Genomic DNA, 17724 nt, shown 5'->3' on the forward strand with positions numbered 1-17724 from the left:
CCGCCTGCGAAGAGCGCCGAGGTACCCGGCGCTCCTTTCGCGTGTTCCACCCCTATGTATCCAGGAAGAAGCAGCCACCGTGTCTGACCCGAACGTGAACGACGCCATCGAGCCGGTCGAGTCCGTCGAGGACGAGCTCGACACCGTCGGGGGCGCGGACAGTGAGGCCCCCGAGGCCTCCGCCGAGGTCGAGGCTGCCGATGCCGCCGCGGACGAGTCCGAGACGGCGGCCGATGCGACCCCCGAGGCCGAAGAGGCCGACGACGCGGACTCCGACGAGGACGCCGCGGACGAGACCGACGCCGCCGAGGACGAGGCCGAAGAGGCCGCGGACAAGCGCGACCCGGTCGAGAAGCTCCGCGAGGAACTGCGGACACTGCCCGGCGAGTGGTACGTCATCCACACCTACGCGGGCTACGAGAACCGGGTGAAGACCAACCTGGAGCAGCGTGCCGTCTCACTGAACGTCGAGGACTTCATCTTCCAGGCCGAGGTGCCGCAGGAAGAGGTCGTCCAGATCAAGAACGGCGACCGCAAGACGATCAAGCAGAACAAGCTCCCGGGTTACGTCCTGGTCCGCATGGACCTGACGAACGAGTCCTGGGGCGTCGTCCGCAACACTCCCGGTGTCACCGGTTTCGTGGGCAACGCCTACGATCCGTACCCGCTGACCCTGGACGAGATCGTCAAGATGCTCGCCCCGGAGGCCGAGGAGAAGGCCGCCCGCGAGGCGGCCGAGGCCGAGGGCAAGCCGGTTCCGCAGCGCAAGGTCGAGGTCCAGGTGCTGGACTTCGAGGTCGGCGACTCGGTCACTGTCACCGACGGCCCGTTCGCCACGCTCCAGGCGACCATCAACGAGATCAACCCCGACTCCAAGAAGGTCAAGGGCCTGGTGGAGATCTTCGGCCGTGAGACGCCGGTCGAGCTCTCCTTCGACCAGATCCAGAAGAACTGACCCGGTTCCGGACGGACCGGACAGCCAGGACAGTCTGGACCACAGCTTCCGAACAGGTCAGGCGAACGCTCAGGCGTCTGCCTGACCTGCTCGGTTTTTGGCCGCACATCCATACCCGCTATCGTTGTGCGGTATGCCTGTGTCCGGGGTGATTCCCGGTACGCGGGCAGGACCCGAATCGAAAGGACCCGGAGAGTCATGCCTCCCAAGAAGAAGAAGAAGGTCACGGGGCTCATCAAGCTCCAGATCCAGGCCGGTGCGGCCAACCCGGCTCCGCCGGTCGGCCCCGCGCTGGGTCAGCACGGCGTCAACATCATGGAGTTCTGCAAGGCCTACAACGCCGCGACCGAGTCGCAGCGTGGCTGGGTCATCCCGGTGGAGATCACGGTCTACGAGGACCGTACCTTCACCTTCATCACCAAGACCCCGCCGGCCGCGAAGATGATCCTCAAGGCCGCGGGTGTGGAGAAGGGCTCCGGCGAGCCGCACAAGACCAAGGTCGCGAAGATCACCGCTGCCCAGGTCCGTGAGATCGCCACGACCAAGATGCCCGACCTCAACGCCAACGACCTGGACGCCGCGTCGAAGATCATCGCCGGCACCGCCCGTTCCATGGGCGTCACGGTCGAGGGCTGACCTCCACCCCCGTAAGCCAAGCAGAAGTGTGGAAGGGCCCGCTCGGCCCGGACCACAACTCCTAAGAACCCACAGGAGCTACACGTGAGCAAGCGCAGCAAGTCTCTCCGCGCTGCGGACGCCAAGATCGACCGGGAGAAGCAGTACGCCCCGCTCGAGGCCGTCCGTCTCGCCAAGGAGACCTCCACCTCGAAGTTCGACGGCACCGTCGAGGTCGCCTTCCGCCTGGGTGTCGACCCGCGCAAGGCCGACCAGATGGTCCGTGGCACCGTGAACCTCCCGCACGGCACCGGCAAGACCGCCCGGGTCCTGGTCTTCGCGACCGGCGACCGTGCCGAGGCCGCGCGTGCCGCGGGCGCCGACATCGTCGGCGCCGACGAACTGATCGACGAGGTGTCGAAGGGCCGTCTGGACTTCGACGCCGTCGTCGCCACCCCGGACCTCATGGGCAAGGTCGGCCGCCTCGGCCGCGTGCTCGGTCCCCGTGGTCTCATGCCGAACCCCAAGACCGGCACCGTCACCCCGGACGTCACCAAGGCTGTCAACGACATCAAGGGTGGCAAGATCGAGTTCCGCGTCGACAAGCACTCGAACCTGCACTTCATCATCGGCAAGACGTCCTTCGACGACACCAAGCTGGTGGAGAACTACGGCGCCGCGCTGGACGAGATCCTCCGTCTGAAGCCGTCCGCCGCGAAGGGCCGGTACATCAAGAAGGCCGCGATCACCACCACGATCGGCCCCAGCATTCCGCTCGACTCGAACCGCACCCGCAACCTCCTCGTCGAGGAGGACCCGGCGGCGGTCTGAGCCCGTCGGGCCGGCCCGTCCGGCCCCGCCCGCTCACCGAGCACGCCCCGAACCCGTCCCCGCGCCTTCCAAGGCGCGGGGACGGGTTTTTTCATACAGCGGTGTCAGTCAAGCGGGTTACGGTTCGACGGACTTCACTGAGCAGGCGAAACAACCAGGGGTGGGAATCATGGGCATGTCCGCATGGAAGCGCGCGGGTGTCTGCGTGGCGGCCGTGACGGTCGTCGCGGGGGCCGCGGGCTGTCAGGCCGGTGACGGCGACGGGGGAGCGAAGGCCAAGGCGGCGGAGCCCAAGGTCCTGTCCCGGGGCGAGGCGTCCGAGGTCCTTCAGGCCGCCTTCAAGAAGACGACGGAGGCGAAGTCCGCCAAGGTCCGGATGACCATGTCAATGCCCGCGAGCATGCAGGGCATGGGGGACATGGTGGGTGCGGCGGGCGACGGCACCATGGAGATGACCGGAGTCCAGGGCTGGGACCCCGCGGTCATGGATATGACCATCAAGGGATCCGACCTCGCGGGGCTCGATCCCGACGCGCCCTCCGAGATCCGCATGATCATGCTGGACAACGTGATGTACGCGGACATGGGTACGGAGCAGGCTGCCGGGATGGACGGCAAGCGCTGGATGAAGCTGGACTTCCAGGCCATCGCCGAGGAGGCCGGGAGCAAGGAACTGCAGAAGCAGATCACCGGCAGCCTGGAGAGCATGAACCAGGACCCGGCCCAGCAGCTGGCCCTGCTGCTCGAGTCACCGAACCTGAAGCACGTCGGCCCCCAGAAGGTGGACGGCGTCCAGGCGCAGCACTACAAGGGCACCCTGACCTTCGAGGAGATCATCAAGGGCAACGGGGCGCTCGACCTCCTCTCCGGGGAGGAACGCAAGGAGCTCATCGCCAACGCCGAGGAGTCGGGCCTGAAGGGCTACGACACCGAGGTCTGGGTCAACGAGGACGACTACCCGGTCAAGATGGTCCTCGGCATGAAGTCGGACGAGGGCACGGTCGACATCACCACGCACTACTCCGACTACGGGGCCCGGGCGACGGTCGAGGCACCGCCGGCCAAGGAAACGGTCGACCTCTTCGAGATGCTGCAGGGCCTCGAGGAAGGGCTCTCGGACATCGGAGCGGACGCCGGGGCCGACGCCGACGTCTGAGTGGCGTGACCCTCCCGACGGACGGCTCGACCGCCGGGAGGGACCGCTCTGACGGTCCCGCCGGGCCTGACGCCCCGCTGTCCGGACGGCCCATCGTCCGGCCCGCCGTCCGGCTCTGACGGCCCGCCGTCCGGCCTGACGGTCCGCCGGCGGGCCGGACCGTCGGGCCCGACGCCCCGCTGTCCGGACGGCCCATCGTCCGGCCCGCCGTCCGGCTCTGACGGCCCGCCGTCCGGCCTGACGGTCCCGCCGGGGCTGACGGTCCGCCGGCGGGCCGGACCGTCGGGCCCGACGCCCCGCTGTCCGGACGGCCCATCGCCCGGCCCGCCGTCCGGCTCCGACGGCCCGCCGTCCGGTCCGACGGTGCGTCCTGAACGTCCCGACGGGAACGGATTTGCCTCGCGGCGATCCGTTCCCGTACTCTCCACAGGAAGCCAAAGACCGCTGGTCGTTGCCGTGCACTCGCAAGAGGGTGCGGTGGCCGAAGGATCCGCTGAACTGCGGACGACCCGCGCAGGTGACTGTGGAAGAGTTCCCGGAAATTCGCGGCCGCGAGGATGCGAATCACCGGTTGAGCCTCGCCCCGTGCGCCTGCGCCCGGGGCGTTTCGTTTTTCCCAGTCCTCCTTCGGGTCCGCGCGGTCCGAATCACCCGGAAGGAGGCCGAGACTCTATGGCGAGGCCCGACAAGGCTGCCGCGGTTGCCGAGCTGACGGACAAGTTCCGCAGCTCCAACGCCGCCGTGCTGACCGAGTACCGCGGTCTCACCGTGGCGCAGCTCAAGACGCTGCGTCGTTCGCTCGGTGAGAACGCCCAGTACGCCGTGGTGAAGAACACGCTGACCAAGATTGCGGCCAACGAGGCCGGGATCACGCTGGACGACCAGCTCTTCGCTGGTCCGACGGCAGTCGCCTTCGTCACCGGTGACCCGGTGGAGTCGGCGAAGGGTCTTCGTGACTTCGCCAAGGACAACCCGAATCTCATCATCAAGGGCGGTGTCCTTGACGGTAAGGCGCTGTCCGCCGATGAGATCAAGAAGCTCGCGGACCTCGAGTCCCGCGAGGTTCTGCTCTCCAAGCTGGCGGGTGCCTTCAAGGGCAAGCAGTCCCAGGCTGCTCAGCTCTTCCAGGCGCTTCCGTCGAAGCTCGTCCGCACTGTGGACGCGCTTCGCGCCAAGCAGGACGAGCAGGGCGGTGCCGAGTAATTCGGCTCGCTTTCCGGCTCTTGCCGACATGAGGCAAGGGTCATAGCGGGCCCGTAGTACGCCCGCCTCACCCAGTACACCCGGCACCTGCCGATTTAGTGGAAGGACCGCCATCATGGCGAAGCTCACCCAGGACGAGCTGCTGGCCCAGTTCGAGGGCATGACCCTCATCGAGCTCTCCGAGTTCGTGAAGGCCTTCGAGGAGAAGTTCGACGTCACCGCCGCCGCCGCGGTCGCCGTGGCCGGTCCGGCCGCCCCGGGCGCCCCGGTCGAGGCCGAGGCCGAGCAGGATGAGTTCGACGTCGTCCTCACCGGCGCCGGCGACAAGAAGATCCAGGTCATCAAGGTCGTGCGCGAGCTGACCTCCCTCGGCCTGAAGGAGGCCAAGGACCTGGTCGACGGTGCGCCGAAGGCCGTCGTCGAGAAGGTCAACAAGGAAGCCGCCGCGAAGGCCAAGGAGGCCCTCGAGGGCGCCGGCGCCTCCGTCGAGGTCAAGTAAGACCTTTCGGGTCCGACAGGACCCCCAGCGGCCCGGCAGCGCCGGATCCGCACCGCGTCCACCAGGGCGTGTAACGCGCAAGCGCCGAGGAGCGATCATCCATCCGGGTGGTCGCTCCTCGGTGTCTCCGGGAGCGGTGACGGTTGCCTCGAACCCGGGACGGCGGGGGGTAGGGTGATCTTCGTCGTGGCCCTGTGCGGGCCACGGCGGGTCGCCTGTCGAAGGGCGGTATCGGGCAAGGGGGCCTTGACGAACCGCACGCGGCGCGCAATTCTCAGGACGCGTCGTCACAAGGATCCGAATCCGAGGCATGGATCGGCGGCGAAGAGGGCAGTATCACGGTGCGTTGAGGGCATGACCGTGTCACAGGAGTTGAGAGCAACGAGGGCCTTCGAGGATCTCGAAAACCCGCACTGGACATCAGTGTGCCAAGTGGCTACACTGACCCTTTGCGCTGCCTGTTAGCTGTCCCCTGCCCGTCACCAGGGGCATGCCCTCACTTGAGCACTGACGATCAGATCCTCTCTGACCTGGCCTTTCTTGCCGGGAAGCGAAGTGTCTGCCGTGGTGTCCCGTGGGGGGCCGGTACGCGCGTAGTGAGTCCGAGCCCTCGGAAGGACCCCCTCTTGGCCGCCTCGCGCAATGCCTCGACCGCGAATACGAACAACGTTGCCAGCACTGCTCCGCTGCGCATCTCTTTTGCAAAGATCAAGGAGCCCCTCGAGGTTCCCAACCTTCTCGCGCTGCAGACCGAGAGCTTCGACTGGCTGCTCGGCAACGACGCCTGGAAGGCTCGCGTCGAGGCCGCTCTGGAGAACGGTCAGGACGTCCCCACCAAGTCCGGTCTTGAAGAGATCTTCGAGGAGATCTCGCCGATCGAGGACTTCTCCGGGTCGATGTCGCTGACCTTCCGCGACCACCGCTTCGAGCCGTCCAAGAACTCCATCGACGAGTGCAAGGACCGCGACTTCACGTATGCGGCTCCGCTCTTCGTCACCGCCGAGTTCACCAACAACGAGACCGGCGAGATCAAGTCCCAGACCGTCTTCATGGGCGACTTCCCGCTCATGACGAACAAGGGCACCTTCGTCATCAACGGCACCGAGCGTGTCGTGGTGTCGCAGCTGGTTCGTTCGCCGGGTGTCTACTTCGACTCCAGCATCGACAAGACGTCCGACAAGGACATCTTCTCCGCCAAGATCATCCCGTCCCGGGGTGCCTGGCTGGAGATGGAGATCGACAAGCGCGACATGGTCGGCGTCCGCGTCGACCGCAAGCGCAAGCAGTCCGTCACCGTCCTGCTCAAGGCGCTCGGCTGGACCACCGAGCAGATCCTCGAGGAGTTCGGCGAGTACGAGTCCATGCGCGCCACCCTGGAGAAGGACCACACCCAGGGCCAGGACGACGCGCTGCTCGACATCTACCGCAAGCTGCGTCCGGGCGAGCCCCCCACCCGGGAGGCCGCGCAGACGCTGCTCGAGAACCTCTACTTCAACCCCAAGCGCTACGACCTCGCCAAGGTCGGCCGCTACAAGGTCAACAAGAAGCTGGGTGCCGACGCGCCGCTCAACGCGGGCGTGCTGACCGTCGAGGACATCATCTCGACGATCAAGTACCTGGTGCAGCTGCACGCCGGCGAGATCGAGACCGCCGTCGGTGACAGCGGCCAGACGATCGTCGTCGAGACGGACGACATCGACCACTTCGGCAACCGTCGTCTGCGCAGCGTCGGCGAGCTCATCCAGAACCAGGTCCGTACGGGTCTGGCCCGGATGGAGCGTGTCGTGCGTGAGCGCATGACGACCCAGGACGTCGAGGCGATCACGCCGCAGACCCTGATCAACATCCGGCCGGTCGTCGCCTCCATCAAGGAGTTCTTCGGCACCAGCCAGCTGTCGCAGTTCATGGACCAGAACAACCCGCTGTCCGGGCTGACGCACAAGCGTCGTCTGTCCGCGCTCGGCCCGGGTGGTCTCTCCCGTGAGCGGGCCGGCTTCGAGGTCCGTGACGTGCACCCCTCGCACTACGGCCGCATGTGCCCGATCGAGACGCCCGAAGGCCCGAACATCGGTCTGATCGGCTCGCTCGCCTCCTACGGCCGGGTCAACGCGTTCGGTTTCGTCGAGACCCCGTACCGCAAGGTCATCGACGGTCAGGTCACCGACGACGTCGACTACCTGACCGCCGACGAGGAGGACCGCTTCGTCATCGCGCAGGCCAACGCCCCGCTGAGTGACGACATGCGGTTCGCCGAGGCCCGCGTGCTGGTCCGCCGCAAGGGCGGCGAGGTCGACTACGTCAGCCCCGACGAGGTCGACTACATGGACGTCTCGCCGCGCCAGATGGTGTCGGTCGCGACCGCCATGATCCCCTTCCTCGAGCACGACGACGCCAACCGTGCCCTCATGGGCGCGAACATGATGCGTCAGGCCGTGCCGCTGATCAGGTCCGAGTCCCCGCTCGTCGGCACCGGCATGGAGTACCGCTCCGCCGCCGACGCCGGTGACGTGGTCAAGGCCGAGAAGGCGGGTGTGGTCCAGGAGGTCTCCGCGGACTACATCACCACGACCAACGACGACGGCACGTACATCACGTACCGCCTGGCCAAGTTCGCCCGTTCAAACCAGGGCACCTCGGTCAACCAGAAGGTCATCGTCGACGAGGGCGACCGCGTCATCGAGGGCCAGGTCCTCGCCGACGGTCCGGCCACCGAGAACGGCGAGATGGCGCTCGGCAAGAACCTGCTGGTCGCGTTCATGCCGTGGGAGGGTCACAACTACGAGGACGCGATCATCCTGTCGCAGCGCCTCGTCCAGGACGACGTCCTCTCCTCGATCCACATCGAGGAGCACGAGGTCGACGCCCGTGACACCAAGCTCGGCCCCGAGGAGATCACCCGGGACATCCCGAACGTCTCCGAGGAGGTCCTCGCCGACCTCGACGAGCGCGGCATCATCCGCATCGGTGCCGAGGTCGTCGCCGGTGACATCCTCGTCGGCAAGGTCACGCCCAAGGGCGAGACCGAGCTGACCCCGGAGGAGCGCCTGCTGCGCGCGATCTTCGGTGAGAAGGCCCGCGAGGTCCGCGACACCTCGCTGAAGGTGCCGCACGGCGAGATCGGCAAGATCATCGGTGTGCGCGTCTTCGACCGCGAGGAGGGCGACGAGCTTCCCCCCGGTGTGAACCAGCTGGTGCGCGTCTACGTCGCGCAGAAGCGCAAGATCACCGACGGTGACAAGCTCGCCGGCCGTCACGGCAACAAGGGCGTCATCTCGAAGATCCTGCCGATCGAGGACATGCCGTTCCTGGAGGACGGCACCCCGGTCGACATCATCCTCAACCCCCTCGGTGTGCCGTCCCGAATGAACCCGGGACAGGTTCTGGAGATCCACCTCGGCTGGCTCGCCAGCCGCGGCTGGGACGTCTCCGGCCTCGCCGAGGAATGGGCGGAGCGCCTGCAGACCATCGGCGCCGACAAGGTCGAGCCCGGCACCAACGTCGCCACCCCCGTCTTCGACGGTGCGCGCGAGGACGAGCTGGCCGGCCTGCTGCAGCACACCGTCCCGAACCGGGACGGCGAGCGCATGGTGCTCCCGACCGGCAAGGCGAGGCTGTTCGACGGCCGCTCCGGCGAGCCGTTCCCGGAGCCGATCTCGATCGGCTACATGTACATCCTCAAGCTGCACCACCTGGTCGACGACAAGCTGCACGCCCGCTCGACCGGTCCGTACTCGATGATCACCCAGCAGCCGCTGGGTGGTAAGGCCCAGTTCGGTGGCCAGCGCTTCGGTGAGATGGAGGTGTGGGCGCTGGAGGCGTACGGCGCCGCTTACGCCCTCCAGGAGCTGCTGACCATCAAGTCCGACGACGTGACCGGCCGCGTGAAGGTCTACGAGGCCATCGTCAAGGGCGAGAACATCCCCGAGCCGGGCATCCCCGAGTCCTTCAAGGTCCTCATCAAGGAGATGCAGTCCCTGTGCCTCAATGTGGAGGTGCTGTCCTCGGACGGCATGTCCATCGAGATGCGCGACACCGACGAGGACGTCTTCCGCGCTGCGGAGGAGCTCGGCATCGACCTGTCCCGGCGCGAGCCGAGCAGCGTCGAAGAGGTCTGACGGGAGTTCCGGTCAGGAGGTTCGGTGATGAAGATCCCTGAACCTCCGGCCGGCCCCAGGACCCCCGTATCAGACCCCATGACTTACAACCCTGAGAGGGATTGACGCATAGTGCTCGACGTCAACTTCTTCGATGAGCTCCGGATCGGCCTGGCCACCGCGGACGACATCCGTCAGTGGAGCCACGGCGAGGTCAAGAAGCCCGAGACCATCAACTACCGCACCCTCAAGCCCGAGAAGGACGGACTCTTCTGCGAGAAGATCTTCGGTCCGACCCGGGACTGGGAGTGCTACTGCGGCAAGTACAAGCGTGTCCGTTTCAAGGGCATCATCTGTGAGCGCTGTGGCGTCGAGGTCACGCGCGCCAAGGTGCGCCGTGAGCGGATGGGCCACATCGAGCTCGCCGCGCCCGTCACGCACATCTGGTACTTCAAGGGCGTTCCGTCGCGCCTCGGCTACCTGCTCGACCTCGCCCCGAAGGACCTGGAGAAGGTCATCTACTTCGCGGCGTACATGATCACGTTCGTCGACGAGGAGCGCCGCACCCGCGACCTGCCCTCGCTGGAGGCGCACGTCTCCGTCGAGCGTCAGCAGGTGGAGAACCGTCGCGACGCCGACCTGGAGGCCCGGGCCAAGAAGCTCGAGACCGACCTGGCCGAGCTCGAGGCCGAGGGCGCCAAGGCCGATGTGCGCCGCAAGGTGCGCGAGGGTGCCGAGCGTGAGATGAAGCAGCTGCGTGACCGCGCGCAGCGCGAGATCGACCGCCTCGACGAGGTGTGGAACCGGTTCAAGAGCCTCAAGGTCCAGGACCTGGAGGGCGACGAACTGCTCTACCGCGAGCTGCGTGACCGCTTCGGCACGTACTTCGACGGTTCGATGGGTGCCGCGGCGCTGCAGAAGCGCCTGGAGTCCTTCGACCTCGAGGAGGAGGCCGAGCGTCTCCGCGAGATCATCCGTACCGGCAAGGGCCAGAAGAAGACCCGTGCGCTCAAGCGCCTCAAGGTCGTCTCCGCGTTCCTGCAGACCAGCAACAGCCCCAAGGGCATGGTGCTGGACTGCGTGCCGGTCATCCCGCCGGACCTGCGTCCGATGGTGCAGCTGGACGGTGGCCGCTTCGCGACCTCCGACCTGAACGACCTGTACCGCCGTGTGATCAACCGCAACAACCGCCTGAAGCGGCTTCTCGACCTCGGCGCGCCCGAGATCATCGTGAACAACGAGAAGCGCATGCTCCAGGAGGCCGTCGACGCGCTCTTCGACAACGGCCGTCGCGGCCGCCCGGTGACGGGCCCCGGCAACCGTCCGCTGAAGTCGCTGTCCGACATGCTCAAGGGCAAGCAGGGCCGCTTCCGTCAGAACCTGCTCGGCAAGCGCGTGGACTACTCGGCGCGTTCCGTGATCGTCGTCGGTCCGCAGCTGAAGCTGCACCAGTGCGGTCTGCCGAAGGCGATGGCGCTGGAGCTGTTCAAGCCGTTCGTGATGAAGCGCCTGGTCGACCTGAACCACGCGCAGAACATCAAGAGCGCCAAGCGCATGGTCGAGCGCGGCCGCACGGTCGTGTACGACGTGCTCGAAGAGGTCATCGCGGAGCACCCGGTTCTGCTGAACCGTGCGCCCACGCTGCACCGCCTCGGCATCCAGGCCTTCGAGCCGCAGCTGGTCGAGGGCAAGGCCATCCAGATCCACCCGCTCGTCTGCACCGCGTTCAACGCGGACTTCGACGGTGACCAGATGGCCGTGCACCTGCCGCTGTCCGCGGAGGCGCAGGCCGAGGCCCGCATCCTGATGCTGTCCTCGAACAACATCCTCAAGCCCGCCGACGGCCGTCCGGTGACGATGCCGACCCAGGACATGGTCCTCGGTCTGTTCTTCCTCACCACCGACGGCGAGATGCGCGAGCTCAAGGGCGAGGAGCGGTCCTTCTCCTCGGTCGCCGAGGCGATCATGGCCTTCGACGCGGGCGAGCTGTCGCTCCAGTCGAGGATCGACGTCCGCTTCCCGGTCGGCACCATCCCGCCGCGTGGCTGGACCCCGCCGGCGCGCGAGGAGGGCGAGCCGGAGTGGCAGCAGGGTGACAGCTTCCGGCTGAACACCACGCTGGGCCGCGCGCTCTTCAACGAGCTGCTGCCCGAGGACTACCCGTTCGTCGACTACGAGGTCAGCAAGAAGCAGCTCTCCGAGATCGTCAACGACCTCGCCGAGCGCTACCCGAAGGTCATCGTGGCGGCGACGCTCGACAACCTGAAGGCGTCCGGCTTCCACTGGGCGACCCGTTCCGGTGTCACCGTGGCCATCTCCGACGTCGTCGTTCCCGAGGCGAAGAAGGCGATCGTCCAGGGCTACGAGGCGCAGGACGAGAAGGTCCAGAAGCAGTACGAGCGCGGTCTGATCACCAAGGACGAGCGCACGCAGGAGCTCATCGCGATCTGGACCAAGGCGACCAACGAGGTCGCCGAGGCGATGAACGACAACTTCCCGAAGACCAACCCGATCTTCATGATGGTGAACTCGGGCGCACGAGGCAACATGATGCAGATGCGTCAGATCGCCGGTATGCGTGGTCTGGTGTCGAACGCGAAGAACGAGACGATCCCGCGGCCCATCAAGGCCTCGTTCCGTGAGGGTCTGTCCGTGCTGGAGTACTTCATCTCCACGCACGGTGCCCGTAAGGGTCTGGCGGACACCGCTCTGCGTACCGCCGACTCGGGTTACCTCACCCGTCGTCTGGTCGACGTCTCCCAGGACGTCATCATCCGCGAGGAGGACTGCGGCACCGAGCGCGGTCTGAAGCTGCGGATCGCCAGGCGCGACGCCGACGGGACGCTGCGCAAGGCGGACGACGTCGAGACCAGCGTGTACGCCCGCATGCTCGCCGAGGACGTCGTCATCGACGGCAAGGTGATCGCGCCGGCCAACGTGGACCTCGGCGACGTGCTCATCGACCAGCTGGTGCACCACGGCGTCGAGGAGGTCAAGACCCGTTCGATCCTGACCTGCGAGTCCGCCGTCGGCACCTGCGCCATGTGCTACGGCCGTTCGCTGGCCACCGGCAAGCTGGTCGACATCGGTGAGGCGGTCGGCATCATCGCCGCCCAGTCCATCGGTGAGCCCGGTACCCAGCTGACGATGCGTACCTTCCACACCGGTGGTGTGGCCGGTGACGACATCACCCAGGGTCTGCCGCGTGTCGTCGAGCTCTTCGAGGCCCGTACCCCGAAGGGTGTCGCCCCGATCTCCGAGGCCGCCGGCCGCGTCCGGATCGAGGAGACCGAGAAGACGAAGAAGCTCGTCGTCACCCCCGACGACGGCAGCGACGAGACGGCGTTCCCGATCTCGAAGCGCGCCCGTCTGCTGGTCGGCGAGGGCGATCACGTCGAGGTGGGCCAGAAGCTCACCGTGGGTGCCACCAACCCGCACGACGTGCTGCGCATCCTGGGTCAGCGCGCCGTCCAGATCCACCTGGTCGGCGAGGTCCAGAAGGTCTACAACTCGCAGGGTGTGTCGATCCACGACAAGCACATCGAGATCATCATCCGGCAGATGCTCCGCCGGGTGACGATCATCGAGTCCGGCGACGCCGAGCTGCTGCCCGGCGAGCTGGTCGAGCGGTCGAAGTTCGAGACCGAGAACCGTCGTGTGGTGCAGGAGAGCGGTCACCCCGCCTCCGGCCGTCCGCAGCTGATGGGTATCACCAAGGCCTCGCTGGCGACCGAGTCGTGGCTGTCGGCGGCGTCCTTCCAGGAGACGACCAGGGTCCTCACGGACGCGGCGATCAACGCCAAGTCCGACTCCCTGATCGGCCTCAAGGAGAACGTCATCATCGGTAAGCTCATCCCGGCCGGTACGGGTCTGTCCCGCTACCGCAACATCCGGGTCGAGCCGACCGAGGAGGCCAAGGCCGCGATGTACTCGGCCGTCGGCTACGACGACATCGACTACTCGCCGTTCGGCACGGGCTCCGGCCAGGCCGTTCCGCTGGAGGACTACGACTACGGTCCGTACAACCAGTAAGCGAGTCGCCCGACGTACCGCAGGGGCGGTCACTCCCGTTTCGTACGGGGTGGCCGCCCCTGCGGCGTTCCCATGACCTGTACCGGTTTCGTGACGCGCTGCGGTGCCGGAAGGCGTCGCGGGGGGCGCATGATGGGATGACGTGTGAAGTCGGGGGAGGTACCTGGTGTCGCAGTCGCCGTATCCGTCGTGGCAGCCCTGGCAGGGGCGGGGTGTTCCGCAGCCGTGGGGAGGACCTGGGGGACCGGTAGGGCCTGTAGGTCCGGTGGGGCCGGGAGGGCCGCCGCAGGGCGGGCCTCCGATGCTGGCCTCGCACGCGGACCGGGAGCGCACCGTGGACGTGCTCCGGGCCGGGTTCGCCGAGGGCCGGCTGGACCAGCAGGAACTCGAGCGGCGGGTGGCCAGGGCCTACCAGGCGCGCACGGTGGCGGATCTGGCGCTGCTGGTGTCCGATCTGCCGCAGGGCCCCGTACCGCAGACCGCGCCGGTGCAGTACGTCGCTCCGATGGCGACGGCGACGTTCCTGCCCCGGCCGCCGAAGACCAATGAGAAGGCGGTCGGGTCCATGGTGTGCGGGCTGCTGTGTCTGGCGACGGGTGGCCTGACCGGTATTCCGGCCGTGATCCTCGGGCACACGGCCCGCGCGGAGATCCGGCGGACGGGCGACGCCGGCGACGCGTACGCGCTGACCGGACTGGCGTTCGGCTGGCTGTCCACGGTCGGCTGGGCCCTGCTGATCATGCTGATGGTCCTGGCCGGCGGCGGGTAGGGAAGAGGTCCGGGCGTTGTCCGGGCGGCGTGCGGCCGGGATCCGGCCGTTGTCTGGCCGGCGTATGGCGGGGTCCGGTCGGCGTGCGGCTGTGGTCCGGGCGGTGTCCGGTCGGCGTGCGGCTGGGATTCGGTGGCGTCCGGTCGCTGTCCGGCCGGCGTGCGGGTGATGTCTGGCCGGCGTCCGGTGGGGGTCCGAAGGGCCGGAGACCGCCCATTCGAAGATCATTACCCGTGTTCGGGCTTCACTCGCTTCGCGCGGCGATGGGGTGAGGGCCCATTTGTTTTGACCGCAGCCAATGCTATAGGTACGCTCAGACCTTGTGCCTGGGGTGTGCCCTGGTCTCCGTGCGTGCCATCACCCGTATCGGGGGCTGTGAACGGCCATCGCGATCATGCGTTTCTTTCTGCCGTGCGGCGGGAGTCCGCGAGATTCGACACACCCGACCGCGTGGGTCGGGGAATGTTCCAGGTTAGCTTCACCATTCGGCACACAGAAACCGGAGAAGTAGTGCCTACGATCCAGCAGCTGGTCCGGAAGGGCCGGCAGGACAAGGTCGAGAAGAACAAGACGCCCGCACTCGAGGGTTCGCCCCAGCGCCGTGGCGTCTGCACGCGCGTGTTCACGACCACCCCGAAGAAGCCGAACTCGGCCCTGCGCAAGGTCGCGCGTGTGCGTCTGACCAGCGGTATCGAGGTCACTGCTTACATTCCGGGTGAGGGACACAACCTGCAGGAGCACTCCATCGTGCTCGTGCGCGGCGGCCGTGTGAAGGACCTGCCGGGTGTTCGCTACAAGATCATCCGCGGTTCGCTCGACACCCAGGGTGTCAAGAACCGCAAGCAGGCCCGCAGCCGCTACGGCGCCAAGAAGGAGAAGTAAGAATGCCTCGTAAGGGCCCCGCCCCGAAGCGCCCGGTCATCATCGACCCGGTCTACGGTTCTCCTCTTGTCACGTCGCTCATCAACAAGGTGCTGATGAACGGTAAGCGCTCCACCGCCGAGCGCATCGTCTACGGCGCCATGGAGGGCCTTCGCGAGAAGACCGGCAACGACCCGGTCATCACGCTGAAGCGCGCTCTCGAGAACATCAAGCCGACCCTCGAGGTCAAGTCCCGCCGTGTCGGTGGCGCCACCTACCAGGTGCCGATCGAGGTCAAGCCCGGCCGTGCCAACACCCTGGCGCTGCGCTGGCTGGTGGGTTACTCCCGCGCCCGTCGCGAGAAGACCATGACCGAGCGCCTGCTCAACGAGCTCCTCGACGCCAGCAACGGCCTCGGTGCCGCGGTGAAGAAGCGCGAGGACACGCACAAGATGGCCGAGTCCAACAAGGCCTTCGCGCACTACCGCTGGTAGTCGCTACCCACATCGAGACCGAGAGAAGACCGAAGCCTTATGGCTACTACTTCACTTGACCTGGCCCATGTCCGCAACATCGGGATCATGGCCCACATCGACGCGGGCAAGACGACCACCACCGAGCGGATCCTGTTCTACACCGGCGTGTCGTACAAGATCGGTGAGACCCACGAGGGTTCCGCCACGATGGACTGGATGGAGCAGGAGCAGGAGCGTGGCATCACGATCACCTCTGCTGCGACCACCTGTCACTGGCCGCTCGAGGACAACGACTACACGATCAACATCATCGACACCCCGGGGCACGTCGACTTCACCGTAGAGGTGGAGCGTTCCCTGCGTGTGCTCGACGGTGCCGTGACCGTGTTCGACGGTGTCGCCGGTGTCGAGCCGCAGTCCGAGACGGTGTGGCGTCAGGCCGACCGTTACGGCGTGCCGCGTATCTGCTTCGTCAACAAGCTTGACCGTACCGGCGCGGATTTCCACCGCTGCGTCGACATGATCAAGAACCGCCTGGGTGCGCAGCCGCTGGTCATGCAGCTGCCGATCGGTGCCGAGGCCGACTTCACGGGCGTCGTGGACCTGGTCCGCATGAAGGCGTTCGTGTGGTCCGCCGAGGCCGCCAAGGGCGAGATGTACGACGTCGTCGACATCCCGGCCACGCACGTCGAGGCCGCCGAGGAGTGGCGCGGCAAGCTGATCGAGGCCGTCGCGGAGAACGACGAAGAGATCATGGAGCTGTACCTGGAGGGCCAGGAGCCCACCGAGGAGCAGCTGCACGCCGCGATCCGTCGTATCACCATCGCGTCCGGCAAGTCCGACGAGATCACGGTCACCCCGGTGTTCTGTGGCACCGCGTTCAAGAACAAGGGCGTCCAGCCCCTGCTCGACGCGGTCGTGCGCTACCTCCCGACCCCGCTCGACATCGAGGCCATCGAGGGCCACGACGTCAAGGACCCCGCGGTCGTGGTCAAGCGCAAGCCGTCCGAGGACGAGCCGCTGTCGGCCCTCGCGTTCAAGATCGCGAGCGACCCGCACCTCGGCAAGCTCACCTACGTCCGGGTCTACTCGGGCCGCCTGGAGTCCGGCACCGCCGTGCTGAACTCCGTCAAGGGCAAGAAGGAGCGCATCGGCAAGATCTACCGCATGCACGCGAACAAGCGTGAGGAGATCGCGTCGGTGGGCGCCGGCGACATCGTCGCCGTCATGGGCCTGAAGCAGACCACCACCGGTGAGACGCTGTCCGACGACAAGCAGCCGGTGATCCTGGAGTCCATGGACTTCCCGGCGCCGGTCATCCAGGTCGCCATCGAGCCCAAGTCGAAGGGTGACCAGGAGAAGCTGGGCGTCGCGATCCAGCGCCTGGCCGAGGAGGACCCGTCCTTCCAGGTCCACTCGGACGAGGAGACCGGCCAGACCATCATCGGTGGTATGGGCGAGCTGCACCTCGAGGTGCTGGTCGACCGTATGCGCCGTGAGTTCAAGGTCGAGGCCAACGTCGGCAAGCCGCAGGTCGCCTACCGTGAGACGATCCGCAAGGCCGTCGAGCGCGTGGACTACACCCACAAGAAGCAGACCGGTGGTACCGGTCAGTTCGCCAAGGTGCAGATCGCGATCGAGCCCATCGAGGGCGGCGACGCCTCGTACGAGTTCGTGAACAAGGTGACCGGTGGCCGTATCCCGAAGGAGTACATTCCTTCGGTGGACGCCGGCGCGCAGGAGGCCATGCAGTTCGGTATCCTCGCGGGCTACGAGATGACGGGCGTTCGCGTCACGCTCATCGACGGTGGCTACCACGAGGTGGACTCCTCCGAGCTCGCCTTCAAGATCGCCGGTTCGCAGGCCTTCAAGGAGGCCGCGCGCAAGGCTTCGCCCGTGCTCCTCGAGCCGATGATGGCCGTCGAGGTCACCACGCCCGAGGACTACATGGGTGAGGTCATCGGCGACATCAACTCCCGCCGTGGCCAGATCCAGGCCATGGAGGAGCGGGCCGGTGCCCGCGTCGTGAAGGGCCTCGTGCCCCTTTCGGAGATGTTCGGCTACGTCGGGGACCTCCGCAGCAAGACGTCGGGTCGCGCAAGCTACTCGATGCAGTTCGACTCCTACGCCGAGGTTCCGCGGAACGTCGCCGAGGAGATCATCGCGAAGGCCAAGGGCGAGTAACGGTCTCCGTTCACACGCTTTAGGCTTGACCCCGGAGCCTTGCTTGGGG

Annotated in this window: 12 protein-coding genes; all 12 read left to right on the top strand. The window is 66.9% G+C overall.

The window, feature by feature from the left end:
* Positions 1-79 precede the first annotated feature (79 nt).
* The 12 genes from nusG (at position 80) to fusA (ending at position 17675) form a co-directional block, all read left to right on the top strand.
* Positions 80-955, top strand: coding sequence for a transcription termination/antitermination protein NusG (gene nusG / locus V4Y04_RS22025; RefSeq protein WP_332430001.1), 876 nt, complete (start codon positions 80-82; stop codon positions 953-955).
* 198 nt (positions 956-1153) lie between these two features.
* Positions 1154-1591 carry a 50S ribosomal protein L11 gene (rplK, locus tag V4Y04_RS22030; RefSeq protein ID WP_332430003.1) on the top strand — a complete coding sequence of 146 codons (438 nt, stop codon included), beginning with the start codon at positions 1154-1156 and terminating at the stop codon, positions 1589-1591.
* Between the two features lie 84 nt (positions 1592-1675).
* On the top strand, positions 1676-2401 hold the full coding sequence (gene rplA, locus V4Y04_RS22035) for a 50S ribosomal protein L1 (protein ID WP_332430005.1): 726 nt from the start codon (positions 1676-1678) through the stop codon (positions 2399-2401).
* Between the two features lie 169 nt (positions 2402-2570).
* Positions 2571-3557 carry a hypothetical protein gene (locus V4Y04_RS22040; RefSeq protein WP_332430007.1) on the top strand — a complete coding sequence of 329 codons (987 nt, stop codon included), beginning with the start codon at positions 2571-2573 and terminating at the stop codon, positions 3555-3557.
* Positions 3558-4229: 672 nt separating this feature from the next.
* Complete coding sequence (gene rplJ / locus V4Y04_RS22045) at positions 4230-4760, top strand: 50S ribosomal protein L10 (RefSeq protein ID WP_094215524.1); 531 nt, start codon at positions 4230-4232, stop codon at positions 4758-4760.
* Positions 4761-4875: 115 nt separating this feature from the next.
* A complete protein-coding gene (gene rplL, locus V4Y04_RS22050) occupies positions 4876-5259 on the top strand; it encodes a 50S ribosomal protein L7/L12 (RefSeq protein WP_332430011.1) in 384 nt (127 codons plus the stop codon).
* Between the two features lie 626 nt (positions 5260-5885).
* The gene (gene rpoB, locus V4Y04_RS22055; protein ID WP_332430013.1) at positions 5886-9374 is read left to right on the top strand and encodes a DNA-directed RNA polymerase subunit beta; all 3489 of its coding nucleotides are present in this window, start codon (positions 5886-5888) and stop codon (positions 9372-9374) included.
* Positions 9375-9485: 111 nt separating this feature from the next.
* Complete coding sequence (locus V4Y04_RS22060; RefSeq protein ID WP_332430014.1) at positions 9486-13385, top strand: DNA-directed RNA polymerase subunit beta'; 3900 nt, start codon at positions 9486-9488, stop codon at positions 13383-13385.
* A gap of 301 nt (positions 13386-13686) precedes the next feature.
* Positions 13687-14154 carry a DUF1707 and DUF4190 domain-containing protein gene (locus V4Y04_RS22065; protein ID WP_332430015.1) on the top strand — a complete coding sequence of 156 codons (468 nt, stop codon included), beginning with the start codon at positions 13687-13689 and terminating at the stop codon, positions 14152-14154.
* Positions 14155-14664: 510 nt separating this feature from the next.
* The gene (rpsL, locus tag V4Y04_RS22070) at positions 14665-15036 is read left to right on the top strand and encodes a 30S ribosomal protein S12 (RefSeq protein WP_003948652.1); all 372 of its coding nucleotides are present in this window, start codon (positions 14665-14667) and stop codon (positions 15034-15036) included.
* 2 nt (positions 15037-15038) lie between these two features.
* Positions 15039-15509: a 30S ribosomal protein S7 gene (gene rpsG / locus V4Y04_RS22075; protein ID WP_055597737.1), complete on the top strand. Its 471-nt coding sequence runs from the start codon at positions 15039-15041 to the stop codon at positions 15507-15509.
* A gap of 39 nt (positions 15510-15548) precedes the next feature.
* Complete coding sequence (fusA, locus tag V4Y04_RS22080; protein ID WP_332430018.1) at positions 15549-17675, top strand: elongation factor G; 2127 nt, start codon at positions 15549-15551, stop codon at positions 17673-17675.
* Positions 17676-17724: the final 49 nt, after the last annotated feature.

The organism is Streptomyces sp. P9-A2, assembly GCF_036634175.1.
Classification (GTDB): Bacteria; Actinomycetota; Actinomycetes; order Streptomycetales; family Streptomycetaceae; genus Streptomyces; species Streptomyces pratens.

Bases quoted from the DNA above. Each gene is read 5' to 3' on its own strand.
- rplK (WP_332430003.1), top strand. From the start codon at position 1,154: ATGCCTCCCAAGAAGAAGAAGAAGGTCACGGGGCTCATCAAGCTCCAG.
- V4Y04_RS22040 (WP_332430007.1), top strand. From the start codon at position 2,571: ATGGGCATGTCCGCATGGAAGCGCGCGGGTGTCTGCGTGGCGGCCGTG.
- rplJ (WP_094215524.1), top strand. From the start codon at position 4,230: ATGGCGAGGCCCGACAAGGCTGCCGCGGTTGCCGAGCTGACGGACAAG.
- rplL (WP_332430011.1), top strand. From the start codon at position 4,876: ATGGCGAAGCTCACCCAGGACGAGCTGCTGGCCCAGTTCGAGGGCATG.
- fusA (WP_332430018.1), top strand. From the start codon at position 15,549: ATGGCTACTACTTCACTTGACCTGGCCCATGTCCGCAACATCGGGATC.
- rpsG (WP_055597737.1), top strand. From the start codon at position 15,039: ATGCCTCGTAAGGGCCCCGCCCCGAAGCGCCCGGTCATCATCGACCCG.
- V4Y04_RS22065 (WP_332430015.1), top strand. From the start codon at position 13,687: ATGCTGGCCTCGCACGCGGACCGGGAGCGCACCGTGGACGTGCTCCGG.